We start from the raw sequence: 20,944 nt of genomic DNA on the forward strand, positions 1-20,944 counted from the left end.
CTTTTCCCTCCCTCGTTCACCGCATCTGACTCAGGATGAGGCGATCGAATATGCGATCGCCCAACCACTTCCTGACACCGATCATCATTTTGGCATATTTGCCGGCCGCGTAGCGCGTCTGCGGCCTGGCCGACTTGACGGCCGTCGAGACCACATCGGCGATCAGGCGCGGATCGCTGCCACGGCCGTGGCCGTAAGTCGCTCTCGTCGTCCTCGCCACCGCCTCGGTCACCTTCGCATAAGCGCCGGTTCCGGATCGCTTCAGAAGCCCGTCCGCGACGACATCGCCGAATCCCGTTTCGATCAGGCCGGGCTCGACGACCACGACCTTGATACCAAAGGGGGCAAGCTCAAGCCGCAGCGAGTCCGACCAGCCTTCCAGCGCGTGCTTTGTCGCATGATACCAGGCGCCGAGCAGGGTATAGATCTTGCCGCCCATCGACGTGATGTTGACGATCGTGCCGGCTTTCTTCCTGCGCATCGCCGGCAGCAAGAGCTGCGTCAGGCGGGCCGGACCAAAGACGTTCACCTCGAACTGATAGCGCGCCTCGTCGATGCTGATCTCCTCGACCGGCCCGTAGAGTCCGAAACCCGCATTGTTCACGAGGACATCGACCCCCTCGACTTCGGCGAGGATGCTGGCGACAGCCGCGTCGATCTCCTCGTCCTTCGAAATGTCCATGCGCAACGGGCGTGCTCCGAGCGCCGCGAGATCTTCCATCTTGTCGATCTGGCGCGCGGCCACATAGACCTGAAAGCCGTCCTGGATTAGGCGCTTCGCGATTTCCTTGCCCATGCCGGAGGATGCACCAGTCACCAGGGCTGTCTTTTTCCGTCTGTCAAACATGATTGCCTCTCATCTTGCTGACCAAAATCTAGGATCGGGCACTGGCCCTTTCATTAACGAAGCGCGCCATGAGAGTAGCAGATTACGCCAAAAACAACCGCGCTGGTTGCTTGGCAGTCGAGCGAGTGACCCTAACACGTGCGGATGTCTGACGAGATTTGGTTTCGCTTGCCGCAGGAAAGAGCGCGGTTCCTCTTTCGCGCCTCGCACCAAGACTCAATGCCTTCTGGCGGTCGGCTAATCTCGCCTCATCCTACGGCGTAGATTCCGCCACGATCATGGACTGACGTTTGGACTCGAGCGCCGCAAAGCGCTTCAGGAACGCATTCTGTGCCCAGGTCACGGAGCGTGGCGTGAAATCGAAGCGGTCGGCGTTGAAACCGCGCGGACGGCCGAAGAATTCGGTCGCCTCGGCAGTCGAAAAGCCGGCAAGCAGCGTTGCCTCGAAATAGGCGGCGATCTGGTCGGCGCGCTTGATTTCCTTGCGCAACGCCGCCGCTGGTTCTGGCGGCAGCGAGAAGCGCAAATGAATGGCGCGCTGCAATCGCAACTCGCAGTCCTTGTAGCTGCCGCCCATCACCGATTTGAACGGCGAGATCATGTCGCCGATGACATATTCGGGTGCGTCGTGCAGCAGTGCCGCCAGCCGGGCGTCGGCCGAAGCCCCAGGCACCAGGTCGCAGAACAGCGCTTCGACCAGCAGCGAGTGCTGGGCAACCGAAAACGCATGCTCACCGCTGGTCTGGCCGTTCCAGCGGGCGACGCGGGCGAGCCCATGCGCAATGTCGGATATTTCGATGTCGAGCGGCGAGGGGTCGAGCAGGTCGAGCCGGCGGCCGGACAGCATGCGCTGCCAGGCACGCGGTGGCGCGCCGACGCGATCGGCCGCCATCAGATCTCCTCCGCGCCGACGGCTTCCCGCGGGAAGGTGAACTTCGCCCAGCCGGGAATGGCCATCGTAACCGGGACGTCTCCCGCCATGATCGGCAGGCCGGCGTCGAGCGCCGCCTTGACCCTGTCGATGCGGGCAATGGCAAGCCCTGACGTGCCGGCACTCGAGCCGAGCGTGCCGACCGGCCGTCCCTCGACGGTGAGTTCGGTGCCGGAAGCCGGCAGGGCAAGCCCAGCCTGGACAATCAGCACGCGCCGCCTGGCCGTGCCGCGATGCTGCATGCGCGAAACGACCTCCTGGCCGATGTAGCAGCCCTTCTTGAAGCCGACACCGCCGGTTTCGTCGAGCAGCACGTCATGCGGGAATGCATCGCCGAGCGCGTAGTCTGCCCCACTCTCGGCAATGCCGTGGGCGATGCGAAAGGCCTGCCACGCGGTGGCGTCGCCGTTCGCCGCGGCATTGCCATAGGAGCGCGTAACGACATCGCCGGAAAAGCGCCGGTCGACCACCGCCGCTGAATCAAAGTGCGAGGTCGTTGACTCATTTCCCCACGCAACGGTGACAAGCTCCTGATCGGCCTTGGTTATCTCGGCCTTGGCGCGCAGTTTGTAGAGCGTCAGCCGGCGCACGAAATCGCCTGCCATGTCGGCGCGGCATTCGAGTCGGAAGGCATTCTCGCCTGTGCGCGAGATCAGGAAATCGAACAGGATCTTGCCTTGCGGCGAAAGCAGGGCACCCGGCTTTGCTTCGCCGGCGCCGAGTGTATCGAGATCGGTGGTCACTATATTCTGCAGAAAATGCTCGGCATCCGGGCCGGACACGGAAATGAGGGCGCGGTCTTTCAGCAGGGCAAAGGGCATTGGCGGGAATTGAACCTGATCTTGCAAAACGGTCGGCCTTTACGTAAGCCGCTGGCACTTCCCCTGCAAGAGACTGGACCCATATGGCCACGACCTACGACCTCATCCTGACAGGCGGCACAGTGGTCAACCATGATGGCGAAGGTTTTCGCGACATCGGCGTTCGGGGCGGGCGGATTGCCACCATAGGCGATCTCTCACAAGCGTCGGCCGGCGAGACGATCGACTGCCGCGGCTTGCATATCCTGCCAGGTGTCATCGACAGCCAGGTGCACTTTCGCGAGCCGGGACTGGAGCACAAGGAGGACTTGGAAACGGGCTCGCGCGCGGCGGTGCTTGGCGGCGTCACCGCCGTGTTCGAGATGCCCAACACCAATCCGCTGACCACCAGCGAGGCAGCGCTTGCCGACAAGGTCCGGCGCGGCAGCGGTCGCATGCATTGCGATTTCGCCTTCTGGGTCGGCGGCACCCGCGAGAACGCCAGGGATGTCGGCGAGCTTGAGCGGCTGCCGGGCGCCGCGGGGATCAAGGTTTTCATGGGCTCGTCGACCGGCGACCTGCTGGTCGAGGATGATGATGGCGTTGCATCGATCCTCAAGAACACGCGCCGACGTGCCGCTTTTCATTCGGAGGACGAGTTCCGGCTGCGCGAGCGTCTTGGCGAACGCATCGAGGGGGATCCTTCATCGCACCCGGTCTGGCGCGACGAGATCGCCGCCTTGCGCTGCACCGAACGGCTGGTGCGCATCGCACGAAACGTTCGCGCCCGCATCCACGTGCTGCATATCTCGACGGCGGAGGAAATTATGTTCCTCGAACAGCACAAGGATGTCGCGACCTGCGAGGCGACGCCACATCATCTGACGCTGTCGGCGGACGATTACGCGCGGCTGGGCACGCTCATTCAGATGAATCCGCCGGTGCGCGCCGCGCGCCATCGCGACGGCGTCTGGCATGGCATCGTGCAAGGCATTGTCGACGTGCTCGGCTCCGATCACGCGCCCCACACGCTGGCCGAGAAGGCAAAGCCGTACCCGGCATCGCCGTCGGGGATGACCGGCGTGCAGACGCTGGTGCCGATCATGCTCGATCACGTCAATGCCGGCCGGTTGACCCTGCAGCGCTTCGTCGACCTGTCCAGCCACGGCCCGCAGCGTATCTTCGGCATGGCAAGAAAAGGCCGCATCGCCGCCGGTTACGATGCCGACTTCACCATTGTCGACATGAAGAGGCGCGAGACCATCACCAATGCGCAGGCCGGTTCGAAAGCCGGTTGGACACCCTATGATGGCAAGCAAGTCACCGGTTGGCCGGTCGGCACCGTCATTCGCGGCCGCCGCGTCATGTGGGAGGGCGAAATCGTCACGCCAAGCCAGGGCAGGGCGGTGGAGTTCTCCGAGGCACTGGCGGGTTAGCTGTTTCAGCGGCGCTGGAAAGGCGATCCGCAAAGTCGCTCGGCCAAAGGGCATTCGGCTTGGACACGAGCGGGTGGCTGTTTTGACCGCGCTGCGGAATTTTGCGGGAAGAACTCAGTCGCCGGCGACGAAGAAGGTCCATTGCCCGGCGGGCGTGATGCCGACGCGGTAGAAGATGTAGGCGCCGAACTGCTTCATGTCATCGAAGTCGCCCGCGGTGACGATCTTGAACAACTCAACCCGCTGCTTGGCGTCGAGCTTGTCCAGCGGCAGCGCGAAGAAATACGGCCACACATAGAGCTCTTCCGGCGTGCCGGCATCGAGGTGGACGTAGCCGGCATCGAGCACTTCCTCCAGGATGGCCAGGATTTCCTGGCCATCCGGGTCGCCGGAGAGGCCCTTGAGGAAGGCAATGGCGTCGCCGTCTATATCGGTCAGCGACAATTGCGTCGTGCTGTCGCCCTTGCCGATCAAGGGCCGCAGCTTTTCGATGTCGCCGCTCTTGCAGGCTTCGACGATCAGGTTGTGCATGCGCCGCACCGGCTCGGGCAGTTTGTCGAGATCGTAGACGACCTCGGGTATCGGCGTGTCGGGATCGACGCGCGGTCTGGTCACGCCGCCGTCAGGTGGGCTGCCGGGCTCGGCCTCGTTCGGCGCAGCCGGCTGGCTGGTCGAAGGCGGCGTTCCGATCGGGTCGGGCATCGGCACCGCGCTTCCGGGCGGCGACATGTCGTCGTCGGCCGAAGGCTGGACCGGGGAGGGAAGCTCTTCGCGCTTGATCTCGCTCAGCGCATAGGCGGGGCTGCTCGCGAGGCATGCAATCAAGGGAATCGCGGCACAGCAAGCGGCGAAGCAGATGCAAAGGACCAAGCCACGTGGCTTGCCTGACATCGAAAAATCCACTGCCCGCTTCTCCTTGATTCCGGGCATCATGCCCGAGCGGCATATCGTCAAAGAACCGGACGTCGGTTCAGTGCCGCAGCCGTTCAGGTTCGAAGGCGCCAGCAATCACCTTTTCACGCATACGGTCGAGCAGGGCAAGGGCGGAGGTCTCGCCATTGGCGCGCAGCATCTCGCCGAACGCCGTCTCAAGCGCTGCTTCGGCAATGATTTCGGGCTCTATGCCGGCGGAGAGACCTTCCGCCCAGGCTTCGCTGTGGCTCTCCACGGCGGTCAGGCGTTTTTCTTCCCTGACCAGCGCGTCGATGTCGTTGACACCATGTTCCATATGCGATGTCCACCCTTTCAAGCAGCAATCCGTCGATGTGGATCGGGCCTGATCTGTTCATTTCACACGCAGGGCCAAGTAAGTATCTGTAAATACGACATTTTTTTGATCGTCTTTTACAGAGCCCGATTGCCTTGTGCGAAGCTGCGTTCAGTTCGGGTCAAACTTAGCCGATTAGGGAGGCCTGCGGGGCGAAAACCTTCAGTTTGAGTTAATTTCGCATTCGTGTGGTAACGTTTCGTTAATACTGTTGCAGAAGCGCAACATCAGGATTGCACCAAGATATTGTCCGGCACAAGCCGGATTTCTCCGCTGGCGCCGGCGGCGGCTCGGATACTTGTCGATGAGCCGTTCGGAATGCCTAGTTTCCGTAACGCGAAGCGATGTCACGCGACAGCGTCTCGCCTTCCTTCATGTAACGGCTGATGGCTTCGGTTGCCGAGGCCGTGCATTGCGTATAGGTGCCGCCGAAGGAGCGGTAGCCGCGATTGAAGCTGGCGATGAAGCGTGCGCGTCGCTCGGCATCCGGATTTTCCGAATCGAGCAGCTTCTGCATTTCGACGCGCCACTGATCGCCTTTCTCTCCGCACAAATTGCGCAGGAAATGCAGCGATCCCAGAACCTCCGCCAGCCGCATCAGCCCCGGCTCGAACGGCGACTCGGCGCTGAGCGCCGGCCGCGTCGGGAAAGCCGCACTGACGGCAAGACATACGGCGAGGTACACGGATGGACGGTTCATGAGCCTTCCCTGCCGAACGGCATAAGCCGTTGTGGCCGCCAAACAGCATAAGCCTTTGTGACGAAACAATTTGTCGCCCGCAAGGCGATTTTCAAGACTGCAGCACCCCAGCGTTTCAGTCAGGATCCAGCAAGTCTTCGGCGACCGCGAACACCGAGCCGGCGAGCGGCAGCGCCGTCATCTCGTTGAGTGTATAGAAGGCGGCTGTCTCGGCGTCGTCGCTGGCCACCGCTTCGCCGCCGCCATAGGCGGCACCGAACACCGTCAGGAGATAGTCGACCGGGTGGCTGTCGTCCCTGCCATCGATATGGATTTCCCGAAGCGGGCGGTAATTGGTGGCCCGCAAGCCGGTCTCTTCCAGCAGTTCGCGCTTTGCCGCATCCTCCAGCGTTTCGCCGGCCTCGACCTTGCCGCCCGGAAAGGCATAGAGTCCCTGTGACGGTTGCCGCGCCCGCTTGACCAGGAGCACGGTCTGGCCACGCACGACGGCCACCGAGACTGCCGGAAGTGTCCTGCGCGCTTCGTTCATGGATTTCCGATCATTGAAGGCAGGACTGTTGTGGACCGCCCAGCATGGGGAAGCTTTAGCGGTTGCGCAACGCCGGTTCCATCGCCACTTTCAAACCGAACCATTGGAAGGGCACCAATCGACCATGTGCGGACGCTTTGCCTTGACCGCGACGCCGGACCAGACCGCCGCCTTTCTGGGCTTGGCAGAACTGGAGGATTTCCCGGCGCGCTACAACATTGCCCCGACGCAGCCGATCCTGATGGCGACCGCCGGCGCCCCGCGGGCACCAGGTTCGAATCTGCCGGACCGGCAGTCGGTGCTGGTGCGCTGGGGGCTCATCCCGACCTGGGTCAAGGACACCCGGGAGTTTCCGCTGCTGTTCAACGCGCGCTCTGAAGGGGCAGCCGAAAAGGCCTCGTTCAAGGCCGCCATGCGCCATCGCCGCGCGCTGGTGCCGGCGTCAGGTTTCTACGAGTGGCGGCAGACTGGCGGCAAGAAGGGGCAACCTTATTGGATTCGGCCCAGGCATGGCGAGTTGGTCGCCTTTGCCGGCCTTGTCGAGACCTATGCCGAGCCGGGCGGTTCGGAAATGGATACCGGCGCCATCCTGACCGCCAGCGCCAATGCCGACATCGCCCACATCCATGATCGCATGCCGGTGGTGATCGATCCCAGGGATTTCGCCCGCTGGCTGGATTGCCGTACGCTCGAGCCACGCGATGTCGCCGACCTGTTGCGGCCGGCGCCAACAGGTTTCTTCGAGGCAATTCCGGTCTCCGACCTTGTCAACAAGGTCGCCAACACCGGACCGGAGATACAGGAGAGGGGCGAGATCGGACCCGAGCCCGAGAAGGTCAAGCGCCAGAAACCCGGCGCGGACGACAGTCAGATGACGCTGTTTTAGCAGAGGCTGTTATTTTGAGGCGCATCCTGCGCCGTCATGCCTGACGCCTTTGGCGCCGGCCGAATACTGCTTCAGGCAGCGCGGGGGGATACGATCTTCTGCGCCGGCTTTTTCTTCTTCGCGGTGTGGAGAAGGGCGGCGACGATCGCCGCGGGGCCGATTGCGCGATAGTGGTTGGTCAGCGCCGGTTGCTTGGCGCGGTTGGATTCCTGCTTGCTGCGAGCCATGTCTCTCTTCCCAGGTAACATTTCAGTGTCTGCGTTTGCTGGCCGAATCCGACCAAATCGTGACGTCTGGTGATCTAGCCGGCGAATGTTTCATGACTGTGCCGACATGTTTAATAAAATGTTTCACTGCCTGATTCCGCGTGATCGAACCACGCGTTTGCCAGTCTTCGTGGCATTTTTCTCAGAACCAGCGGCTTGACGGCAACACCGGCCAAGGCGATAAAGCCGCCCATGAAAACGTCTTTCGCCATTTGTGGCATTTGCATTATTGGCTAGCCTCGCGCTGGTCCGGACGTTTTCGCCTCATCTTCCCCTAGATTGGACAAACGCCCCGGCCAGCAGGCTGGAGCCCGATTTGCGCCCTCGGCGCAGGCTGGGCTTCATTATCAACGGACCGGGAAGGCACGAATGTCTGACGCATCGAAGGGCCTGCGCCTCTACAACACGCTAACGCGGAGCAAGGAGGATTTCGTCCCGATCGATCCGCGCAATGTGCGCATGTATGTTTGCGGCCCGACGGTCTACGACTTTGCCCATATCGGCAATGCGCGGCCGGTGATCGTCTTCGATGTGCTGTTCCGTTTGCTGCGCTATGTCTACGGCGAGGCGCACGTCACGTATGTGCGCAACATCACAGATGTCGACGACAAGATTAACGCGCGCGCCCTGCGTGATTTCGGCGGCGAGATCGCTTCCGGGGCACTTTCGCTCAACGAGGCAATCCGGCGGGTCACCGAAAAGACCGCCGACCAGTTCCACAAGGACGTGGCGACGCTCGGCTGCCTGGAGCCGACATTCGAGCCGCGCGCCACCGAATTCGTCGAGCCCCGCGCTGACGGCAAGGCCGACATGATCACCTTGATTCAAAGTCTGATCGAACGTGGCCATGCCTATGTCGCGGCAGGCGAAGTGCTGTTCGACACGGCGTCGATGCCGGACTATGGACAATTGTCGAAGCGCAATCTCGACGAGCAGCAGGCCGGCGCTCGCATCGCCGTCGACGCGCACAAGAAGAACCCCGGCGATTTCGTGCTGTGGAAGCTCTCGTCGCCGGAGGAGCCGGGCTGGAATTCGCCTTGGGGCAGGGGTCGGCCGGGCTGGCACATCGAGTGCTCGGCGATGTCGGCCGCCTATCTCGGCGAGGTGTTCGACATCCATGGCGGCGGGCTCGACCTGATCTTCCCGCACCATGAGAACGAGATCGCCCAGTCGCGCTGCGCGCACGGCACCGATGTCATGGCCAACATCTGGATGCACAACGGCTTCCTGCAGGTCGAGGGGCAGAAGATGTCGAAGAGCCTCGGCAATTTCTATTCGATCAACGAACTGCTGGAGACGGAGACTTTCGGTGGCCGCAAATGGCCGGGCGAGGTGCTGCGGCTGGCAATGCTGATGACGCATTATCGCGAGCCGATCGATTTTTCGGTGCGCAAGCTGGAGGAGGCGGAGAATACGCTGCGCAAATGGAAAAGGGCGGCGGACCTGGCGCCTGCGGCTGGGCGGTTGCCGGCGGAAGTCATCGATGCCTTGTCGGACGATCTCGCCACCTACGCCGCTTTCCAGGTCCTGACGCAGTTGGCCGGCGAAGCCGCGGACAGCAACGAAGCCGCTGCTGCGCTGAAGGCGTCGCTGCTGTTCCTCGGGTTCGATATCGCCTCGGCAAAGGTGGACGAGGATAACGTCGCGAGAACGATCGCCAATCGCCTCGCGCTCATCGCCGCGAAGAACTGGGCCGAGGCCGACCGCATCCGCGACGAACTGTTGGCACAAGGTGTACAGTTGAAGGACGGCAAGGACCCCGCCACCGGCGAACGCATCACCACCTGGGAGGTAAAAAGATGATCGACCATCTCGGCATCACCGTGGCCGATTTCGACGCTTCGAAGGCTTTCTATGACAGGGCAATGGCGCCGCTGGGGGCTGCACTCCTCTACATGGTGCCGCAGGAACACACTGGCGGCGCCAAGGTTGGCGGCTATGGCCGCGACCGGCCGGTGTTCTGGCTGCACGCCGGCAAGGACAAGCCCAGGGATCACCAGCATGTCGCTTTCACGGCGCGCAGCCGTGCCGAGGTCGATGCCTTCCACGCGGCCGCACTCGCCGCCGGCGGCAAGGACAATGGCGGGCCGGGCCTGCGCCCGCACTATCACGCGAACTACTACGGCGCCTTCGTCTTCGATCCCGACGGCAACAATGTCGAGGCCGTCTGCCATGTGCCGGAGTAAGCGGTCATGAGCCTCGACAATCGGCCAATCTACACCGGCGGCTGCCAGTGCGGTGCGGTGCGCTTCCGCGTCGAGGGCGCGCTTGGCGACGCTTCGATCTGCCATTGCCGCATGTGCCAGAAGGCGTTCGGCTCGTTTTACGCGCCATTGGTGTCCGTGCGCGGCGCAAAGCTCGACTGGACGCGTGGTGAGCCGAAATACTTCCGCTCGTCCAACCATGTCGATCGTGGCTTTTGCGCCAATTGCGGCACCCCGCTGACCTTCACCGCGCCGGACGGCGTTGGCCTTGCCATCGGCGCGTTCGACAATCCGGCGGAGATCGTGCCGTTGATCCAGTGGGGCACCGAGGCAAAACTGCCTTACGTCGATACGATCCCGCAATTGCCGGGCGAGGACACGATGGCGGACATATCGTCGGCTCCCTATCTGGCCGATCTCGTCTCCTACCAGCATCCCGACCACGACACCGAACAATGGCCGCCAAAGGAAAAGTCATGACAGAGACGATACGAACCGGCGGCTGCCAGTGCGGCGCCGTGCGTTTTCGCATTCGCGGGGCGCTGGGCCGTGCGTCGATCTGCCATTGCCGCATGTGCCAGAAGCAGTTCGGCTCGTTCTTCGGCGCGCTGGTGACGGTGCCCAAGGATGGCGTCGAGTGGACCCATGAAGAGCCGAGCTATTTCCAGTCGTCGGTCAACATCGATCGTGGCTTCTGCGCCCGCTGCGGTACGCCGCTGACCTACCGGCAGCCCGGCGGGCTCGAGATCGCCATCGGCGCCTTCGACGACCGCTCCGATCTCGCCCCACGGATCCAGGTCAACTACGCCGCGCGACTGCCTTGGGTGGAGACGATCTTCGATCAGCCCGTCCACCAGGATCCTGACTATTACGCCCGGCAGGAGCAGATCATTTCCTTCCAGCATCCCGACCATGAAACAGCGGACTGGCCGACCAAGGGTTTGCAACTATGAGCAGTCAATTGCGTACTCTCTATCCCGAGATCGAGGCCTTCGATTCCGGCATGCTCGATGTCGGCGACGGCCATCAGGTCTACTGGGAGCGTTCCGGCACCAGGGGCGCCAAGCCGGCGGTGTTCCTGCATGGCGGGCCGGGCGGCACCATTTCGCCAAAACACCGGCGGCTGTTCGATCCGAAGCTCTACGACGTCATCCTGTTCGACCAGCGTGGCTGCGGGAAATCGACGCCCAATGCATCGCTCGAGGCCAATACGACCTGGCATCTCGTCGCCGATATCGAGCGCCTGCGCGAGATGGCCGGCTTCGACAAATGGCTGGTGTTCGGCGGCTCCTGGGGCTCGACGCTGGCGCTGGCCTATGCCGAAACCCACCCGGATCGCGTCAGCGAACTGGTGGTGCGCGGCATCTACACGCTGACGCGCGCCGAACTCGAATGGTACTATCAATTCGGCGTCTCGGAAATGTTCCCGGACAAATGGGAGCGGTTCCTGGCGCCGATCCCGAAGGCCGAACGCGGCGACATGATGGCCGCGTACCGCAAGCGGCTGGTCGGCAGCGACCGCAAGGCGCAGCTCGAGGCTGCTCGCGCCTGGAGCCTGTGGGAAGGTGAGACGATCACGCTGTTGCCGGAGCCTGAAACCAGCGGTCCGTTCGGTGAGGACGACTATGCCATCGCCTTTGCCCGCATCGAGAACCATTATTTCGTCCATGCCGGTTGGCTGGAAGAGGGACAGCTGCTGCGCGATGCCTTCAAGCTTGGGGATATTCCCGGCACCATCGTCCATGGCCGCTACGACATGCCGTGTCCGGCGCGCTATGCCTGGGCACTGCACAAGGCTTGGCCGAAGGCGGACTTCCACCTGATCGAGGGCGCCGGTCACGCCTATTCGGAGCCGGGCATCCTCGACCGGCTGATCCGGGCGACGGACAAGTTTGCGGGCAAATGACCATGACCCGCGAGCGCCTTTATCTCTTCGACACGACTTTGCGCGATGGCCAGCAGACGCCGGGCATCGACTTTTCGGTCGAGGACAAGATCGCCATCGCCAGGCTGCTCGACGAATTCGGCATCGACTATGTCGAGGGCGGCTATCCCGGCGCCAACCCGACCGACACCGCCTTCTTCCAGGAGAAGCGCACGGCGCGCGCCAGGTTCGTTGCCTTCGGCATGACCAAGCGGGCAGGGGTGTCGGCCTCCAACGATCCCGGCCTCGCAGCGCTCGTGCAATCGAAGTCGGATGCCATCTGTTTCGTCGCCAAGAGCTGGGACTACCATGTCCGCGTCGCCCTCGGCTGCACCAATGAGGAAAACCTCGACGCCATCAAGGCCTCCGTTGAAGCAGCGATTGCTTCCGGCAAGGAGGCGTTGGTCGATTGCGAGCATTTCTTCGACGGTTTCAAGGCCAATCCCGACTACGCGCTGGCCTGCGCCAGGACCGCCTATGATGCCGGTGCGCGCTGGGTGGTGCTGTGCGACACCAATGGCGGCACGCAGCCGTCGGAAGTCCGCGCCGTCATCGAGAAGGTCATCGCTTCCGGAATACCGGGCGGCAGTCTCGGCATTCATGCCCATGACGATACCGGCCAGGCAGTCGCCAATTCGCTGGCCGCGGTCGAGGCCGGCGTCCGCCAGATCCAGGGCACGCTCAATGGCATCGGCGAGCGCTGCGGCAATGCCAATCTGATCTCGATCGTGCCGACGCTGGCGCTGAAGCCGGCATTTTCCGATCGCTTCGAGACCGGCGTTTCGGCGGAAGCCTTGACCGGCATATCGCGCCTGTCGCGCGCCTTCGACGAATTGCTGAACCGCGCCCCGGAAGCGCAGGCACCCTATGTCGGCGCCTCGGCCTTTGCCACCAAGGCCGGCATCCATGCCTCGGCGTTGGCCAAGGAGCCGGCGACCTACGAGCACGTACCCCCGGAAACGGTCGGCAACCGCCGCCGCGTCATGGTCTCCGACCAGGGCGGCAGGGCCAATTTCCTCGCCGAGCTGAAGCGGCGCGGCATCGACGTGCCGAAGGACGACCACAGGCTCGATGCACTGATTGCCGTGGTCAAGGAACGCGAGGCCGAGGGTTACGCTTATGAAGGCGCCGATGCCAGCTTCGAGCTTTTGGCGCGCAAGATGCTGCACGGCCTGCCGGAGTTCTTCAACGTCACCTCGTTCCGCTGCATGGTCGAGCGCCGCTTTGATGCCAACGGCCAGTTGAAGACGGTGTCCGAAGCGATCGTCAAAGTTCTGGTCGAGGGCGAGGAGAAGATGTCGGTGGCCGAGGGGCATGGCCCGGTCAACGCGCTCGACATCGCGCTGCGCAAGGATCTCGGCAAGTTCCAGGGCGAGATTGCCGACATGGAGCTTGCCGACTTCAAGGTACGTATCCTCAATGGCGGCACCGAGGCGATCACCCGCGTGCTGATCGAATCGCATGACAGCACCGGCGCACGCTGGTGGACGGTCGGCGTTTCCGAGAACATCATCGACGCCTCGTTCCAGGCGCTGATGGACTCCATCGTCTACAAACTGATGAAGAACCGCGAAATGGCTGGGCTGGTGGCGGCGGAATAGGGTTGAACCATCAGCGAAAGTCCATTGATCCATCAGAAGTTTGCGATGGTCTTGCCAAGGCGGCTGGGCCATAGCGTTGGCCCATGGCCACTGAAGCAATGATCCTGGACGCGGATTCGAAGGCCCGGCGTGGCTTTCTGCTGGCGCTGGGCGCCTATCTCTTGTGGGGGTTGCTGCCTTTCTACATGAAAGCCGTGGCGCATCTGCCGCTCGCCGAAGTCATCGCCAACCGCATCGTCTGGTCGGTGCCGATCGCCGCCGCTGTGCTGGTGTGGGCCGGCCGCACCGCGGATTTCAAGGCCGCATTGCGCTCACCGCGCACCATCGCCATGGCCGCTCTGACGGCGGCGCTGATTTCGGTCAACTGGGGCATCTATGTCTGGGCGATCGCCGTCGACCGCACGGTCGAGACCGCTCTCGGCTACTACATCAATCCGCTGGTCAGCGTCGTCGTCGGCGCGCTGCTGCTTGGGGAGCGTCTCGACCGGCTGCAGATCGCCGCGGTTGTGCTGGCGGCGGTCGCTGTCACGGTACTGACGATCGAAGGCGGCAAGCTGCCCTGGGTATCGCTGGCGCTGGCTTTTTCCTTCGCCGCCTACGGCTTCTTCCGCAAGACGCTGCCGATCGGCCCGAGCCAGGGCTTTTTGCTCGAAGTGCTTTTGCTGTCGGTGCCGGCGCTCGGCTACATCGCCTACCTGATCGCGACCGGGCAGGACCACATCGTGTCCGGCAGCGGCGCCGATACGGCATTGCTGATCGGCTGCGGCCCGGTCACGTCGGTACCGCTTTTGTTGTTCGCCTTCGGCGCCAAGCTGCTGCGCCTCTCGACCATCGGCATCATGCAATATATCGCGCCGACCATGGTGTTCCTGATCGCCGTTCTGATCTTCGACGAGCCGTTCGGCACCACCCAGGCCGTCGCCTTTGCGCTGATCTGGGCGGCACTGGCGATCTATTCCTGGTCGATGTTGACGACAGCGCGCAGGGCTGCTGCCCGATAAGGATTTTCGATGTACCTGCTGCATATCGCCAACAAGAATTATTCCTCGTGGTCACTGCGGCCATGGGTGTTGATGCGAGAGCTCGATATTCCCTTCGAGGAGCGGCTGACGCCGTTTCCGACCGGATCGAGCTGGGATCTCTACCGGCCGTTCTCGCCCAGCGGCCGGGTGCCCTGCCTGATCGACGATGGCTGGGCGGTGTGGGACTCGCTTGCCATCGCCGAATATCTGGCGGAGCGCCACCATGGCGTCTGGCCTGTCGAGGCCAAGGCGCGCGCCTGGGCGCGCTCCGCCGCCGCCGAAATGCATTCGAGTTTCACCGCGCTGCGCGGCGCCTGTCCGATGAGTTGCGGCCTGCGCGTCAAACCGTTTCCGGTGTCCGGTGCGCTGAAGCAGGATCTCTTTCGCCTCGGCGATTTGTGGAACGATGGCCTTGCCCGTTTCGGCGGACCGTTTCTCGCCGGCGCTCATTTCACCGCAGTCGACGCCTTCTTTGCACCGGTGGCGTTTCGGGCCCAGTCCTATGGGCTCTCTTTCGAGGGGGCGGCCGCCGCCTATCCGGAGCGGTTGCTTGCCCTGCCGGCGATGCGCGAATGGTACGAGGCAGGCCTTGCAGAGACCTGGCGTGAGCCCGACCATGAAGCGGAAGTCGCGGCAGCGGGCACCATCGTCGAGGATTTTCGCGCGGTTTGACTGCTTACAGCCGCCCAAGGCGCCGCACAAACAGGTAGGTTATGGCAGCGATAACAAGTGAGACCGCCGTCACCACCCAGAAACCCATTGGCGTGTCGACAAGCGGCAGCCCGCCGACATTCATGCCGAACAGGCCGGAAATGATGGTCATCGGCAGCAGCACGGCGGTCATGACGGACAGAACATAGAGCAACTGGTTCGACTGCATGGTCAGCTTGGCCATCAGTTCGTCCTGCAACAGCCTTGTGCGCGCCTGCAACTGCTCGCCGTCATGATAGAGAGTATGCGCCCGGTGCGAGAGCCTGGCCGCCATGTCGTTGATCGGGTCAGGCAACTCGTCGCGATGCGAATGGTCGAGATGGCGAAACAGGTTCGTGAGTGTCGCCATCTGCCGATGGATCACCACCAACCGCCGGCGCGCCTCGACCAGCGCTTGCCGCTCATTGTGCCATGCATCGCGCACGACACGGTCCTCGATGCCGTCGAGCATGTCGCCGAGCTTGCCGAGCTCGCCCGACATGCCATCAAGCGACCGGCCCATCACCGCCTCGATCAGTTCCGCCGGCGAGCGGAATTTCCGTGATCCATTCTCCACCGCCTTGCGGACGGCGTCGACCGACTCCAGCGGCTGCTTGCGTGCGCCGATCAGCATCATATCGTTGAAGGCGAAGCGGAAATGAACCAGCCCGCGCGCCTCGGAAAAATCGTGCCTGAGGTCCGGCAGATCGCCATAGAGCCAGCCGTCCTCGTAGTCGATGTGGCAGCCATGACTGGGGGCAAGGATTGCCTCGCGCACCGGACTCGGCATGGCTTTTTCGGCGCCGATCTCCTGACGGGCGTGCAAGTCGGTGATCTGATAGCTGCGCCATGTCCATCGCGCCTGCGCGAGGTCCCTGGTTCGCACGCCTTCGGCGGTGAAATGGTAGATGAAGAACAGCCCATGCTCGTCGGGCAGGTAAGGCGAAAGGTCGGTGCCTTCCGGGGCGTGAGCGATATCCATGGGCGTGGTGCCAGATGCAGGTTTCGAACTGACGCCGCATGGCGGCCGCCTGACCGTGATTTCTAGCACGGGTAAAGCCGGTTTCGTGTGACGGTTTCTTGACAGCCGATCACGGTCGGTCGAGCAGCATGCGAGTGGCGGACAATCGAGCGCAGCCAGATTCGGCTTAGAGCTTGTCGATCACCGATTGCACGCCTTCGGTCGGCGCGTCGACAGACGAGCCGGCCACCATGATGGCGGCGACGATCGCCTCGGGGTCATCGACGACCAGCGGCTTGACCCGCTGTGCGGTATGGACGAAGCCCTCGGCCGTCATGTGGTCAAGCAAAGCCAGCATCGGATCCCAGAATCCCCCGACATTGCCGAAGACGATCGGCTTGCGGTGATGGCCGAGCTGCGCCCAGGTCATGATCTCGACGATCTCCTCGACCGTGCCGATGCCGCCCGGCAACGCCACAAAGGCGTCGGATTTCTCGAACATCCTGTGTTTGCGCTCGTGCATGTTGTCGGTGATCACGAGTTCATCGAGCCGGTCAAGCGCGGTTTCGGTTGCTTCCCTGTTGATCAGGAAGCGCGGAATGATGCCCGTCACCCTGCCGCCGGCCTTGAGCGCGCCTTCGGCTACGGCGCCCATGATGCCTTTGGTGCCGCCGCCATAGATCAGCCTGAGGCCGGCTCGCGCAATCGAGCGCCCGAGCAGGTGTCCGGCCTTGGCGTAGATTTCATTGCGGCCCGGAGACGAGCCGCAATAGACACAGACGGATCGAATCGTGTTCATGCCGATGATTGGTGATTGGGTCTGAAAGCGTGGTCAAGCCCAGGGCGGGCTTTTTCTTGTCGGCCTATGCAAAACAGGTTAGACCGGCATTAGGTGGCTAAGGGGTAGGGAAATATGGCAATAAATCCACTGAAGGCGTTCTTGTTCGCGGCGGGTGGGACCGTCGCGGCCGCGGGAACCGCCTATGTATCGGGCGCACTCGACCCGTATCTCAATCGCACGCCGCCGGCGGAAGTGGCGGCGTTGACGCCGCCCGCGGCGCCGAAACCGGCTGATCCCGGCACGGAAGCGCGGCTGCCGCCGGCGTCGGTGCCGGCCGCTCCCGCCGCGGCGCCCCAGGCGACGGCCCCGGCCGTGCCGGCAACGGAGGCGGTGGCGCCGGCCGCGCCCGCCACGGCTGGTCCGGTCGCACCGACTTTCGATGTCGTGCGTGTCGAGAGCAATGGCTCGATCGTCGTCGCCGGCAATGCGGCGCCCAATTCGAAGGTCGAGATTCTCAACGGCACGACCGTGCTCGGTTCGACGGTCGCCGGTCCCGATGGCGCCTTTGTCATCGTGCTCGACGATCCGCTGAAGCCCGGCGACTACACAATTGCGCTGCGCTCGACCACTGGCGATGTCGTGACCGCCTCGGCGCAGACCGCTGTCGTCTCGGTTCCCGCGAATGCGGCCGGCCAGGTATTGGCCATGGTCGAGGAGCCGGGCAAGCCGGCTGAACTGCTCACGGTTCCGGCGCCCGAGACAAAGCCGGCCGCACCGGCCACCGGTGACCAGGCCGCCGCTCCGGCAGCCGAAGCGCCAGCGGCTACGGCCCCGGCACCAGCCGCCCCGGCGGCGCCTGCGCCGGCGGTGGTGGAAGCAGCACCTGCTCCGGCGACACCGGCGCCACCGCCCGCCGCACCAGTTGCCGAGCCCAAGATCGTCGTCGAGGCGGTCGAGATCGACGGCAACAAGATCTTTGTTGCCGGTCTCGCGGATGCCGGCCGCAAGGTGCGCGCCTATGCCAACGATATCCTGCTTGGTGATGCGCAGACGTCGCCCGACGGTCACTTCCTCGTCGAGGCGACGCGCGACATTCCGGTCGGCAGCTACACCATCCATGTCGACGGTCTCGACGCCGAAGGTGTGAAGGTGGTGGCCCGCGCCGCCGTACCGTTCGAGCGCGAGCCGGGTGAAGCGATCGCCGCCGTGGCGCCTGCGGAGCCCAAGCCCGCCGAAGCAAAGCCGGCGGCTCCAGCTGCCGCCGAAGCGCCCGCCTCGCCGGCTCCTGCAGCGCCCGCTGTTGTCGCGGCTGCTCCGGCCGAGCCCGCCCCAGCCGCAGCACCAGCGACGCCGGCTCCCGCCGCCGAAGCGCCCGCCGCTGTCGCGGCGGCCACGCCGCCAAGCGACGTACCCGAGACCGTGGCGCCCAAGCTCGAACATGCCAACGGCGCCGTCATCATCCGCCGTCACGACACGCTGTGGCGGATTTCGCGGCGCGTCTACGGCCATGGTGTGCGCTATTCGACCATCTATCTCGCCAACCAGGACCAGATCAGCGATCCTGACCGCATCTGGCCAGGGCAGGTGTTCAAGGTGCCGGAGAAGTCGAAGGAAGGCGAAGCCGCCGACCTCAAGGCGATGGGCGAGCAGGCGACGACCGCGCCGGCCAAGACAAACTGATGCATTGAGCAAGCTGCCCCTCGAACTCGATCCGGGGGCAACGGTTCTTGCCGCGACGACATGCGGCCTACCAATCTCCTCGGCCCGCTGCCCACAAGGGCAGCTTGCCGCATGACCGGTCATCGTTTATCGCCGATGGACGATGACCGAATCCCTCGTTGAAGCAAGCGGAAGCTGCCGCGCGCCGGAAGGCCCCGCCGTGGACAGCCGCGCTATCGCCGCCCGGCTGGCAGCGCTTTCGCACCCGGCGCGCATCGAAATCCTCAAACATCTGTCGGCCAGCAACTCCTGCTGCTGCCGTGAGGTGGTCGACCGTCTCGATCTGGCGCAGTCCACCGTTTCCCAGCACCTGAAGATACTGGTCGAAGCCGGACTGGTCCGCTTCGAGCCCGACCGCCAGCGCTCGCGCTACGCGGTCGACCGCGCCGCGCTTGCCGATGTGTCCGCATCGCTGAGCGCGCTCGTCAATTCCTGCTGCCCCGGCCGCTAAAAGACAAGAAGGTACAGAAAATGGCCGAAAAAACCGTCTCAGACTCCTCGACCCTCAAGACGCTGCTCAACCTGTGGCCTTACATGTGGCCGGCGGACCGCGCCGATCTGAGGGCGCGGGTCACCTGGGCGACGCTGTTGCTGGTCGTCGCCAAGCTGACGCTGGTCGCCGGCCCCTACTTCTTCAAATGGGCGACCGACGCGCTGGCCGGCGATGCCAGATCGGTGCCGCCGCTGCCTTCCTTCCTGCTGGCGCCGGTGATGCTGGTCGTTGCCTACAATGTCGTGCGCCTGGTGCAGCTCGGCTTCAACCAGTTGCGTGACGCGCTGTTTGCCCGCGTGGGCCAATATGCCGTGCGCCAGCTTGCCTTCCGCACCTTTGTCCACATGCATCAACTGTCGCTGCGCTTCCACCTGGAGCGCCGCACCGGCGGCCTGTCGCGCATCATCGAGCGCGGCACCAAGGGCATTGAGACGATCGTGCGCTTCATCATGCTCAACACGGCGCCGACCATCCTGGAATTCGCGCTGACCACCGGCATCTTCGCCTACACCTATGGCTGGAAATATGTCGTCGTCGTCGCGGTCACCGTCTGGGTCTATGTCTGGTTCACGGTGCGCGCCAGCGACTGGCGCATCTCGATCCGCCGCGACATGAACGACAGCGACACCGACGCCAACACCAAGGCGATCGACTCGCTGCTCAACTACGAGACGGTCAAATATTTCAACAACGAAGGCATGGAAGCCGAGCGCTTCGACCGCTCGATGGCGCGCTACGAGATTGCGGCGACCAGGATCTGGACCTCGCTCGGCTGGCTGAACTTCGGCCAGGGCATCATCTTCGGCATCGGCACCGTCATCGTCATGTGCATGTCGGCGCTGGAGGTGCAGGCGGGCACCCAGACGGTCGGCGACTTCGTCTTCATCAACGCCATGCTGATGCAGCTGTCGGTGCCGCTCAATTTCATCGGCTTCATCTATCGCGAAATCCGCCAGGGGCTGACCGACATCGAACAGATGTTCGACCTGCTCGATGTGCCGCAGGAGATCGTCGACAGACCGGATGCCAAGCCGCTGGCCGTCAGCGCCGGCACGGTCGAGTTCCGCGACGTGCATTTCTCCTATGACCCGAACCGCAAGATCCTGAAGGGCATCAGCTTCGAGGTGCCGGCCGGCAAGACGGTCGCCATTGTCGGGCCATCGGGCGCCGGAAAGTCGACCATCTCGCGGCTTCTGTTCCGCTTCTACGACGTTCAGGCCGGCCAGGTGCTGATTGACGGCCAGGATATCAGGGACGTGACGCAGGAAAGCCTGCGCGGAGCGATCGGCATGGTGCCGCAGGACACCGTGCTGTTCAACGACACCATCGCCTACAACATCCGCTATGGCCGCATCGGCGCCAGCGAGGAGGATATGCGCAAGGCGGCCGAACTCGCCCAGATCGGCCCGTTCATCGAGCGGCTGCCCGATGGCTACAAGTCGATGGTCGGCGAGCGTGGGTTGAAGCTCTCGGGCGGCGAGAAGCAGCGCGTGGCAATCGCCCGCACCATCCTGAAGGCGCCACCGATCCTGATGCTCGACGAAGCGACGTCGGCCCTGGACAGCCACACCGAGCAGGAGATCCAGGCCGCACTCGATCTGGTCAGCCGCGGCCGCACCACCATCGTCATCGCCCACCGGCTGTCGACGGTGATTTCCGCCGACGAGATCATCGTGCTGCAGGACGGCCAGATCGCCGAGCGCGGCACCCATGCCGAGCTGATGCGCAGGCATGGCCTCTACGCCTCGATGTGGGACCGCCAGCGCGAGGCGACCGAGGCCGAGGAGCGGCTGCGCATCGCTCGCGAGGGCGACGAGCTTGGCGTCATCGTTCGCCGCCGCACGTCCGAGGTGAATTGAAGGCTCAGCCTGGCAAAACTGGTTTTTC

General features: G+C 63.7%; 23 protein-coding genes. 13 read left to right on the top strand and 10 right to left on the bottom strand.

Annotation, left to right across the window (positions count from 1 at the left end; genetic code table 11):
• Positions 1-16: 16 nt before the first annotated feature.
• The 3 genes from OOJ09_RS03625 to OOJ09_RS03635 form a co-directional block, all read right to left on the bottom strand.
• A complete protein-coding gene (locus tag OOJ09_RS03625) occupies positions 17-847 on the bottom strand; it encodes an oxidoreductase (RefSeq protein ID WP_269903866.1) in 831 nt (276 codons plus the stop codon).
• A gap of 253 nt (positions 848-1,100) precedes the next feature.
• Entirely contained in the window at positions 1,101-1,739 is a 639-nt protein-coding gene (locus tag OOJ09_RS03630) for an HD family hydrolase (protein WP_269903867.1), read from the bottom strand.
• Positions 1,739-2,599 (bottom strand): YgfZ/GcvT domain-containing protein, encoded by an 861-nt coding sequence (locus tag OOJ09_RS03635; RefSeq protein WP_269903868.1) that lies wholly within the window; start codon positions 2,597-2,599, stop codon positions 1,739-1,741. The genes OOJ09_RS03630 and OOJ09_RS03635 overlap by 1 nt, the downstream gene beginning before the upstream one ends.
• Before the next feature lie 83 nt (positions 2,600-2,682).
• Here OOJ09_RS03635 and OOJ09_RS03640 point away from each other — a divergent pair, with 83 nt between their 5' ends.
• Positions 2,683-4,014, top strand: coding sequence for a dihydroorotase (locus tag OOJ09_RS03640; protein WP_269903869.1), 1,332 nt, complete (start codon positions 2,683-2,685; stop codon positions 4,012-4,014).
• 114 nt (positions 4,015-4,128) lie between these two features.
• On the opposite strand, the gene OOJ09_RS03645 is transcribed toward OOJ09_RS03640, so the two are convergent.
• The 4 genes from OOJ09_RS03645 to OOJ09_RS03660 all read right to left on the bottom strand — a co-directional run bounded on the left by OOJ09_RS03645 (position 4,129) and on the right by OOJ09_RS03660 (position 6,510).
• On the bottom strand, positions 4,129-4,917 hold the full coding sequence (locus OOJ09_RS03645) for a hypothetical protein (protein ID WP_269903870.1): 789 nt from the start codon (positions 4,915-4,917) through the stop codon (positions 4,129-4,131).
• 67 nt (positions 4,918-4,984) lie between these two features.
• Positions 4,985-5,242, bottom strand: coding sequence for a hypothetical protein (locus tag OOJ09_RS03650; RefSeq protein ID WP_008874920.1), 258 nt, complete (start codon positions 5,240-5,242; stop codon positions 4,985-4,987).
• Positions 5,243-5,603: 361 nt separating this feature from the next.
• Complete coding sequence (locus OOJ09_RS03655; RefSeq protein WP_269903871.1) at positions 5,604-5,981, bottom strand: TIGR02301 family protein; 378 nt, start codon at positions 5,979-5,981, stop codon at positions 5,604-5,606.
• A 115-nt stretch (positions 5,982-6,096) separates the two neighbouring features.
• Positions 6,097-6,510, bottom strand: a complete 414-nt coding sequence (locus OOJ09_RS03660; RefSeq protein WP_269903872.1) for an NUDIX hydrolase — start codon at positions 6,508-6,510, stop codon at positions 6,097-6,099.
• A 124-nt stretch (positions 6,511-6,634) separates the two neighbouring features.
• Here OOJ09_RS03660 and OOJ09_RS03665 point away from each other — a divergent pair, with 124 nt between their 5' ends.
• Positions 6,635-7,396 carry an SOS response-associated peptidase gene (locus tag OOJ09_RS03665; protein ID WP_269903873.1) on the top strand — a complete coding sequence of 254 codons (762 nt, stop codon included), beginning with the start codon at positions 6,635-6,637 and terminating at the stop codon, positions 7,394-7,396.
• A gap of 71 nt (positions 7,397-7,467) precedes the next feature.
• On the opposite strand, the gene OOJ09_RS03670 is transcribed toward OOJ09_RS03665, so the two are convergent.
• Positions 7,468-7,623, bottom strand: a complete 156-nt coding sequence (locus tag OOJ09_RS03670) for a hypothetical protein (RefSeq protein ID WP_269903874.1) — start codon at positions 7,621-7,623, stop codon at positions 7,468-7,470.
• Positions 7,624-8,031: 408 nt separating this feature from the next.
• Between OOJ09_RS03670 and cysS the strand changes: the two genes are divergently transcribed.
• The 8 genes from cysS (at position 8,032) to OOJ09_RS03710 (ending at position 15,085) form a co-directional block, all read left to right on the top strand.
• Positions 8,032-9,465, top strand: a complete 1,434-nt coding sequence (gene cysS, locus OOJ09_RS03675) for a cysteine--tRNA ligase (RefSeq protein WP_269903875.1) — start codon at positions 8,032-8,034, stop codon at positions 9,463-9,465.
• Positions 9,462-9,848, top strand: a complete 387-nt coding sequence (locus OOJ09_RS03680; RefSeq protein ID WP_269903876.1) for a VOC family protein — start codon at positions 9,462-9,464, stop codon at positions 9,846-9,848. The genes cysS and OOJ09_RS03680 overlap by 4 nt, the downstream gene beginning before the upstream one ends.
• Before the next feature lie 6 nt (positions 9,849-9,854).
• Positions 9,855-10,346 (top strand): GFA family protein, encoded by a 492-nt coding sequence (locus tag OOJ09_RS03685; protein WP_269903877.1) that lies wholly within the window; start codon positions 9,855-9,857, stop codon positions 10,344-10,346.
• On the top strand, positions 10,343-10,819 hold the full coding sequence (locus OOJ09_RS03690) for a GFA family protein (RefSeq protein ID WP_269903878.1): 477 nt from the start codon (positions 10,343-10,345) through the stop codon (positions 10,817-10,819). The genes OOJ09_RS03685 and OOJ09_RS03690 overlap by 4 nt, the downstream gene beginning before the upstream one ends.
• On the top strand, positions 10,816-11,772 hold the full coding sequence (gene pip / locus OOJ09_RS03695) for a prolyl aminopeptidase (RefSeq protein WP_269903879.1): 957 nt from the start codon (positions 10,816-10,818) through the stop codon (positions 11,770-11,772). Before OOJ09_RS03690 ends, pip begins: the two co-directional genes overlap by 4 nt.
• The gene (cimA, locus tag OOJ09_RS03700) at positions 11,769-13,391 is read left to right on the top strand and encodes a citramalate synthase (RefSeq protein WP_269903880.1); all 1,623 of its coding nucleotides are present in this window, start codon (positions 11,769-11,771) and stop codon (positions 13,389-13,391) included. The genes pip and cimA overlap by 4 nt, the downstream gene beginning before the upstream one ends.
• Positions 13,392-13,474: 83 nt before the next feature.
• Entirely contained in the window at positions 13,475-14,392 is a 918-nt protein-coding gene (gene rarD / locus OOJ09_RS03705; protein ID WP_269903881.1) for an EamA family transporter RarD, read from the top strand.
• Positions 14,393-14,401: 9 nt separating this feature from the next.
• On the top strand, positions 14,402-15,085 hold the full coding sequence (locus OOJ09_RS03710; RefSeq protein ID WP_269903882.1) for a glutathione S-transferase family protein: 684 nt from the start codon (positions 14,402-14,404) through the stop codon (positions 15,083-15,085).
• Between the two features lie 4 nt (positions 15,086-15,089).
• Here the strand turns inward: OOJ09_RS03710 and OOJ09_RS03715 are convergent, their stop codons facing one another.
• Entirely contained in the window at positions 15,090-16,085 is a 996-nt protein-coding gene (locus OOJ09_RS03715) for a transporter (RefSeq protein WP_269903883.1), read from the bottom strand.
• Positions 16,086-16,251: 166 nt separating this feature from the next.
• Complete coding sequence (locus OOJ09_RS03720; RefSeq protein ID WP_269903884.1) at positions 16,252-16,863, bottom strand: TIGR00730 family Rossman fold protein; 612 nt, start codon at positions 16,861-16,863, stop codon at positions 16,252-16,254.
• Positions 16,864-16,977: 114 nt separating this feature from the next.
• Between OOJ09_RS03720 and OOJ09_RS03725 the strand changes: the two genes are divergently transcribed.
• From OOJ09_RS03725 to OOJ09_RS03735, 3 genes are all read left to right on the top strand, one after another.
• Positions 16,978-18,525, top strand: a complete 1,548-nt coding sequence (locus OOJ09_RS03725) for a LysM peptidoglycan-binding domain-containing protein (protein ID WP_269903885.1) — start codon at positions 16,978-16,980, stop codon at positions 18,523-18,525.
• 142 nt (positions 18,526-18,667) lie between these two features.
• Positions 18,668-19,015, top strand: a complete 348-nt coding sequence (locus tag OOJ09_RS03730) for an ArsR/SmtB family transcription factor (RefSeq protein ID WP_269903886.1) — start codon at positions 18,668-18,670, stop codon at positions 19,013-19,015.
• 20 nt (positions 19,016-19,035) lie between these two features.
• Positions 19,036-20,916: an ABCB family ABC transporter ATP-binding protein/permease gene (locus tag OOJ09_RS03735; protein WP_269903887.1), complete on the top strand. Its 1,881-nt coding sequence runs from the start codon at positions 19,036-19,038 to the stop codon at positions 20,914-20,916.
• The last annotated feature ends 28 nt before the right edge of the window (positions 20,917-20,944 follow it).

It is taken from the genome of Mesorhizobium qingshengii (assembly GCF_027563465.1).
GTDB classification, from domain to species: Bacteria; Pseudomonadota; Alphaproteobacteria; order Rhizobiales; family Rhizobiaceae; genus Mesorhizobium; species Mesorhizobium qingshengii_A.

Bases quoted from the DNA above. Each gene is read 5' to 3' on its own strand.
- OOJ09_RS03690 (WP_269903878.1), top strand. From the start codon at position 10,343: ATGACAGAGACGATACGAACCGGCGGCTGCCAGTGCGGCGCCGTGCGT.
- OOJ09_RS03710 (WP_269903882.1), top strand. From the start codon at position 14,402: ATGTACCTGCTGCATATCGCCAACAAGAATTATTCCTCGTGGTCACTG.
- OOJ09_RS03685 (WP_269903877.1), top strand. From the start codon at position 9,855: ATGAGCCTCGACAATCGGCCAATCTACACCGGCGGCTGCCAGTGCGGT.
- OOJ09_RS03635 (WP_269903868.1), bottom strand. From the start codon at position 2,599: ATGCCCTTTGCCCTGCTGAAAGACCGCGCCCTCATTTCCGTGTCCGGC.
- OOJ09_RS03625 (WP_269903866.1), bottom strand. From the start codon at position 847: ATGTTTGACAGACGGAAAAAGACAGCCCTGGTGACTGGTGCATCCTCC.
- OOJ09_RS03640 (WP_269903869.1), top strand. From the start codon at position 2,683: ATGGCCACGACCTACGACCTCATCCTGACAGGCGGCACAGTGGTCAAC.
- OOJ09_RS03670 (WP_269903874.1), bottom strand. From the start codon at position 7,623: ATGGCTCGCAGCAAGCAGGAATCCAACCGCGCCAAGCAACCGGCGCTG.
- OOJ09_RS03655 (WP_269903871.1), bottom strand. From the start codon at position 5,981: ATGAACCGTCCATCCGTGTACCTCGCCGTATGTCTTGCCGTCAGTGCG.
- OOJ09_RS03715 (WP_269903883.1), bottom strand. From the start codon at position 16,085: ATGGATATCGCTCACGCCCCGGAAGGCACCGACCTTTCGCCTTACCTG.
- rarD (WP_269903881.1), top strand. From the start codon at position 13,475: ATGGCCACTGAAGCAATGATCCTGGACGCGGATTCGAAGGCCCGGCGT.
- OOJ09_RS03720 (WP_269903884.1), bottom strand. From the start codon at position 16,863: ATGAACACGATTCGATCCGTCTGTGTCTATTGCGGCTCGTCTCCGGGC.
- pip (WP_269903879.1), top strand. From the start codon at position 10,816: ATGAGCAGTCAATTGCGTACTCTCTATCCCGAGATCGAGGCCTTCGAT.
- OOJ09_RS03665 (WP_269903873.1), top strand. From the start codon at position 6,635: ATGTGCGGACGCTTTGCCTTGACCGCGACGCCGGACCAGACCGCCGCC.
- OOJ09_RS03650 (WP_008874920.1), bottom strand. From the start codon at position 5,242: ATGGAACATGGTGTCAACGACATCGACGCGCTGGTCAGGGAAGAAAAA.
- OOJ09_RS03730 (WP_269903886.1), top strand. From the start codon at position 18,668: ATGACCGAATCCCTCGTTGAAGCAAGCGGAAGCTGCCGCGCGCCGGAA.
- OOJ09_RS03735 (WP_269903887.1), top strand. From the start codon at position 19,036: ATGGCCGAAAAAACCGTCTCAGACTCCTCGACCCTCAAGACGCTGCTC.
- OOJ09_RS03630 (WP_269903867.1), bottom strand. From the start codon at position 1,739: ATGGCGGCCGATCGCGTCGGCGCGCCACCGCGTGCCTGGCAGCGCATG.
- OOJ09_RS03660 (WP_269903872.1), bottom strand. From the start codon at position 6,510: ATGAACGAAGCGCGCAGGACACTTCCGGCAGTCTCGGTGGCCGTCGTG.
- OOJ09_RS03680 (WP_269903876.1), top strand. From the start codon at position 9,462: ATGATCGACCATCTCGGCATCACCGTGGCCGATTTCGACGCTTCGAAG.
- cysS (WP_269903875.1), top strand. From the start codon at position 8,032: ATGTCTGACGCATCGAAGGGCCTGCGCCTCTACAACACGCTAACGCGG.
- OOJ09_RS03725 (WP_269903885.1), top strand. From the start codon at position 16,978: ATGGCAATAAATCCACTGAAGGCGTTCTTGTTCGCGGCGGGTGGGACC.
- cimA (WP_269903880.1), top strand. From the start codon at position 11,769: ATGACCATGACCCGCGAGCGCCTTTATCTCTTCGACACGACTTTGCGC.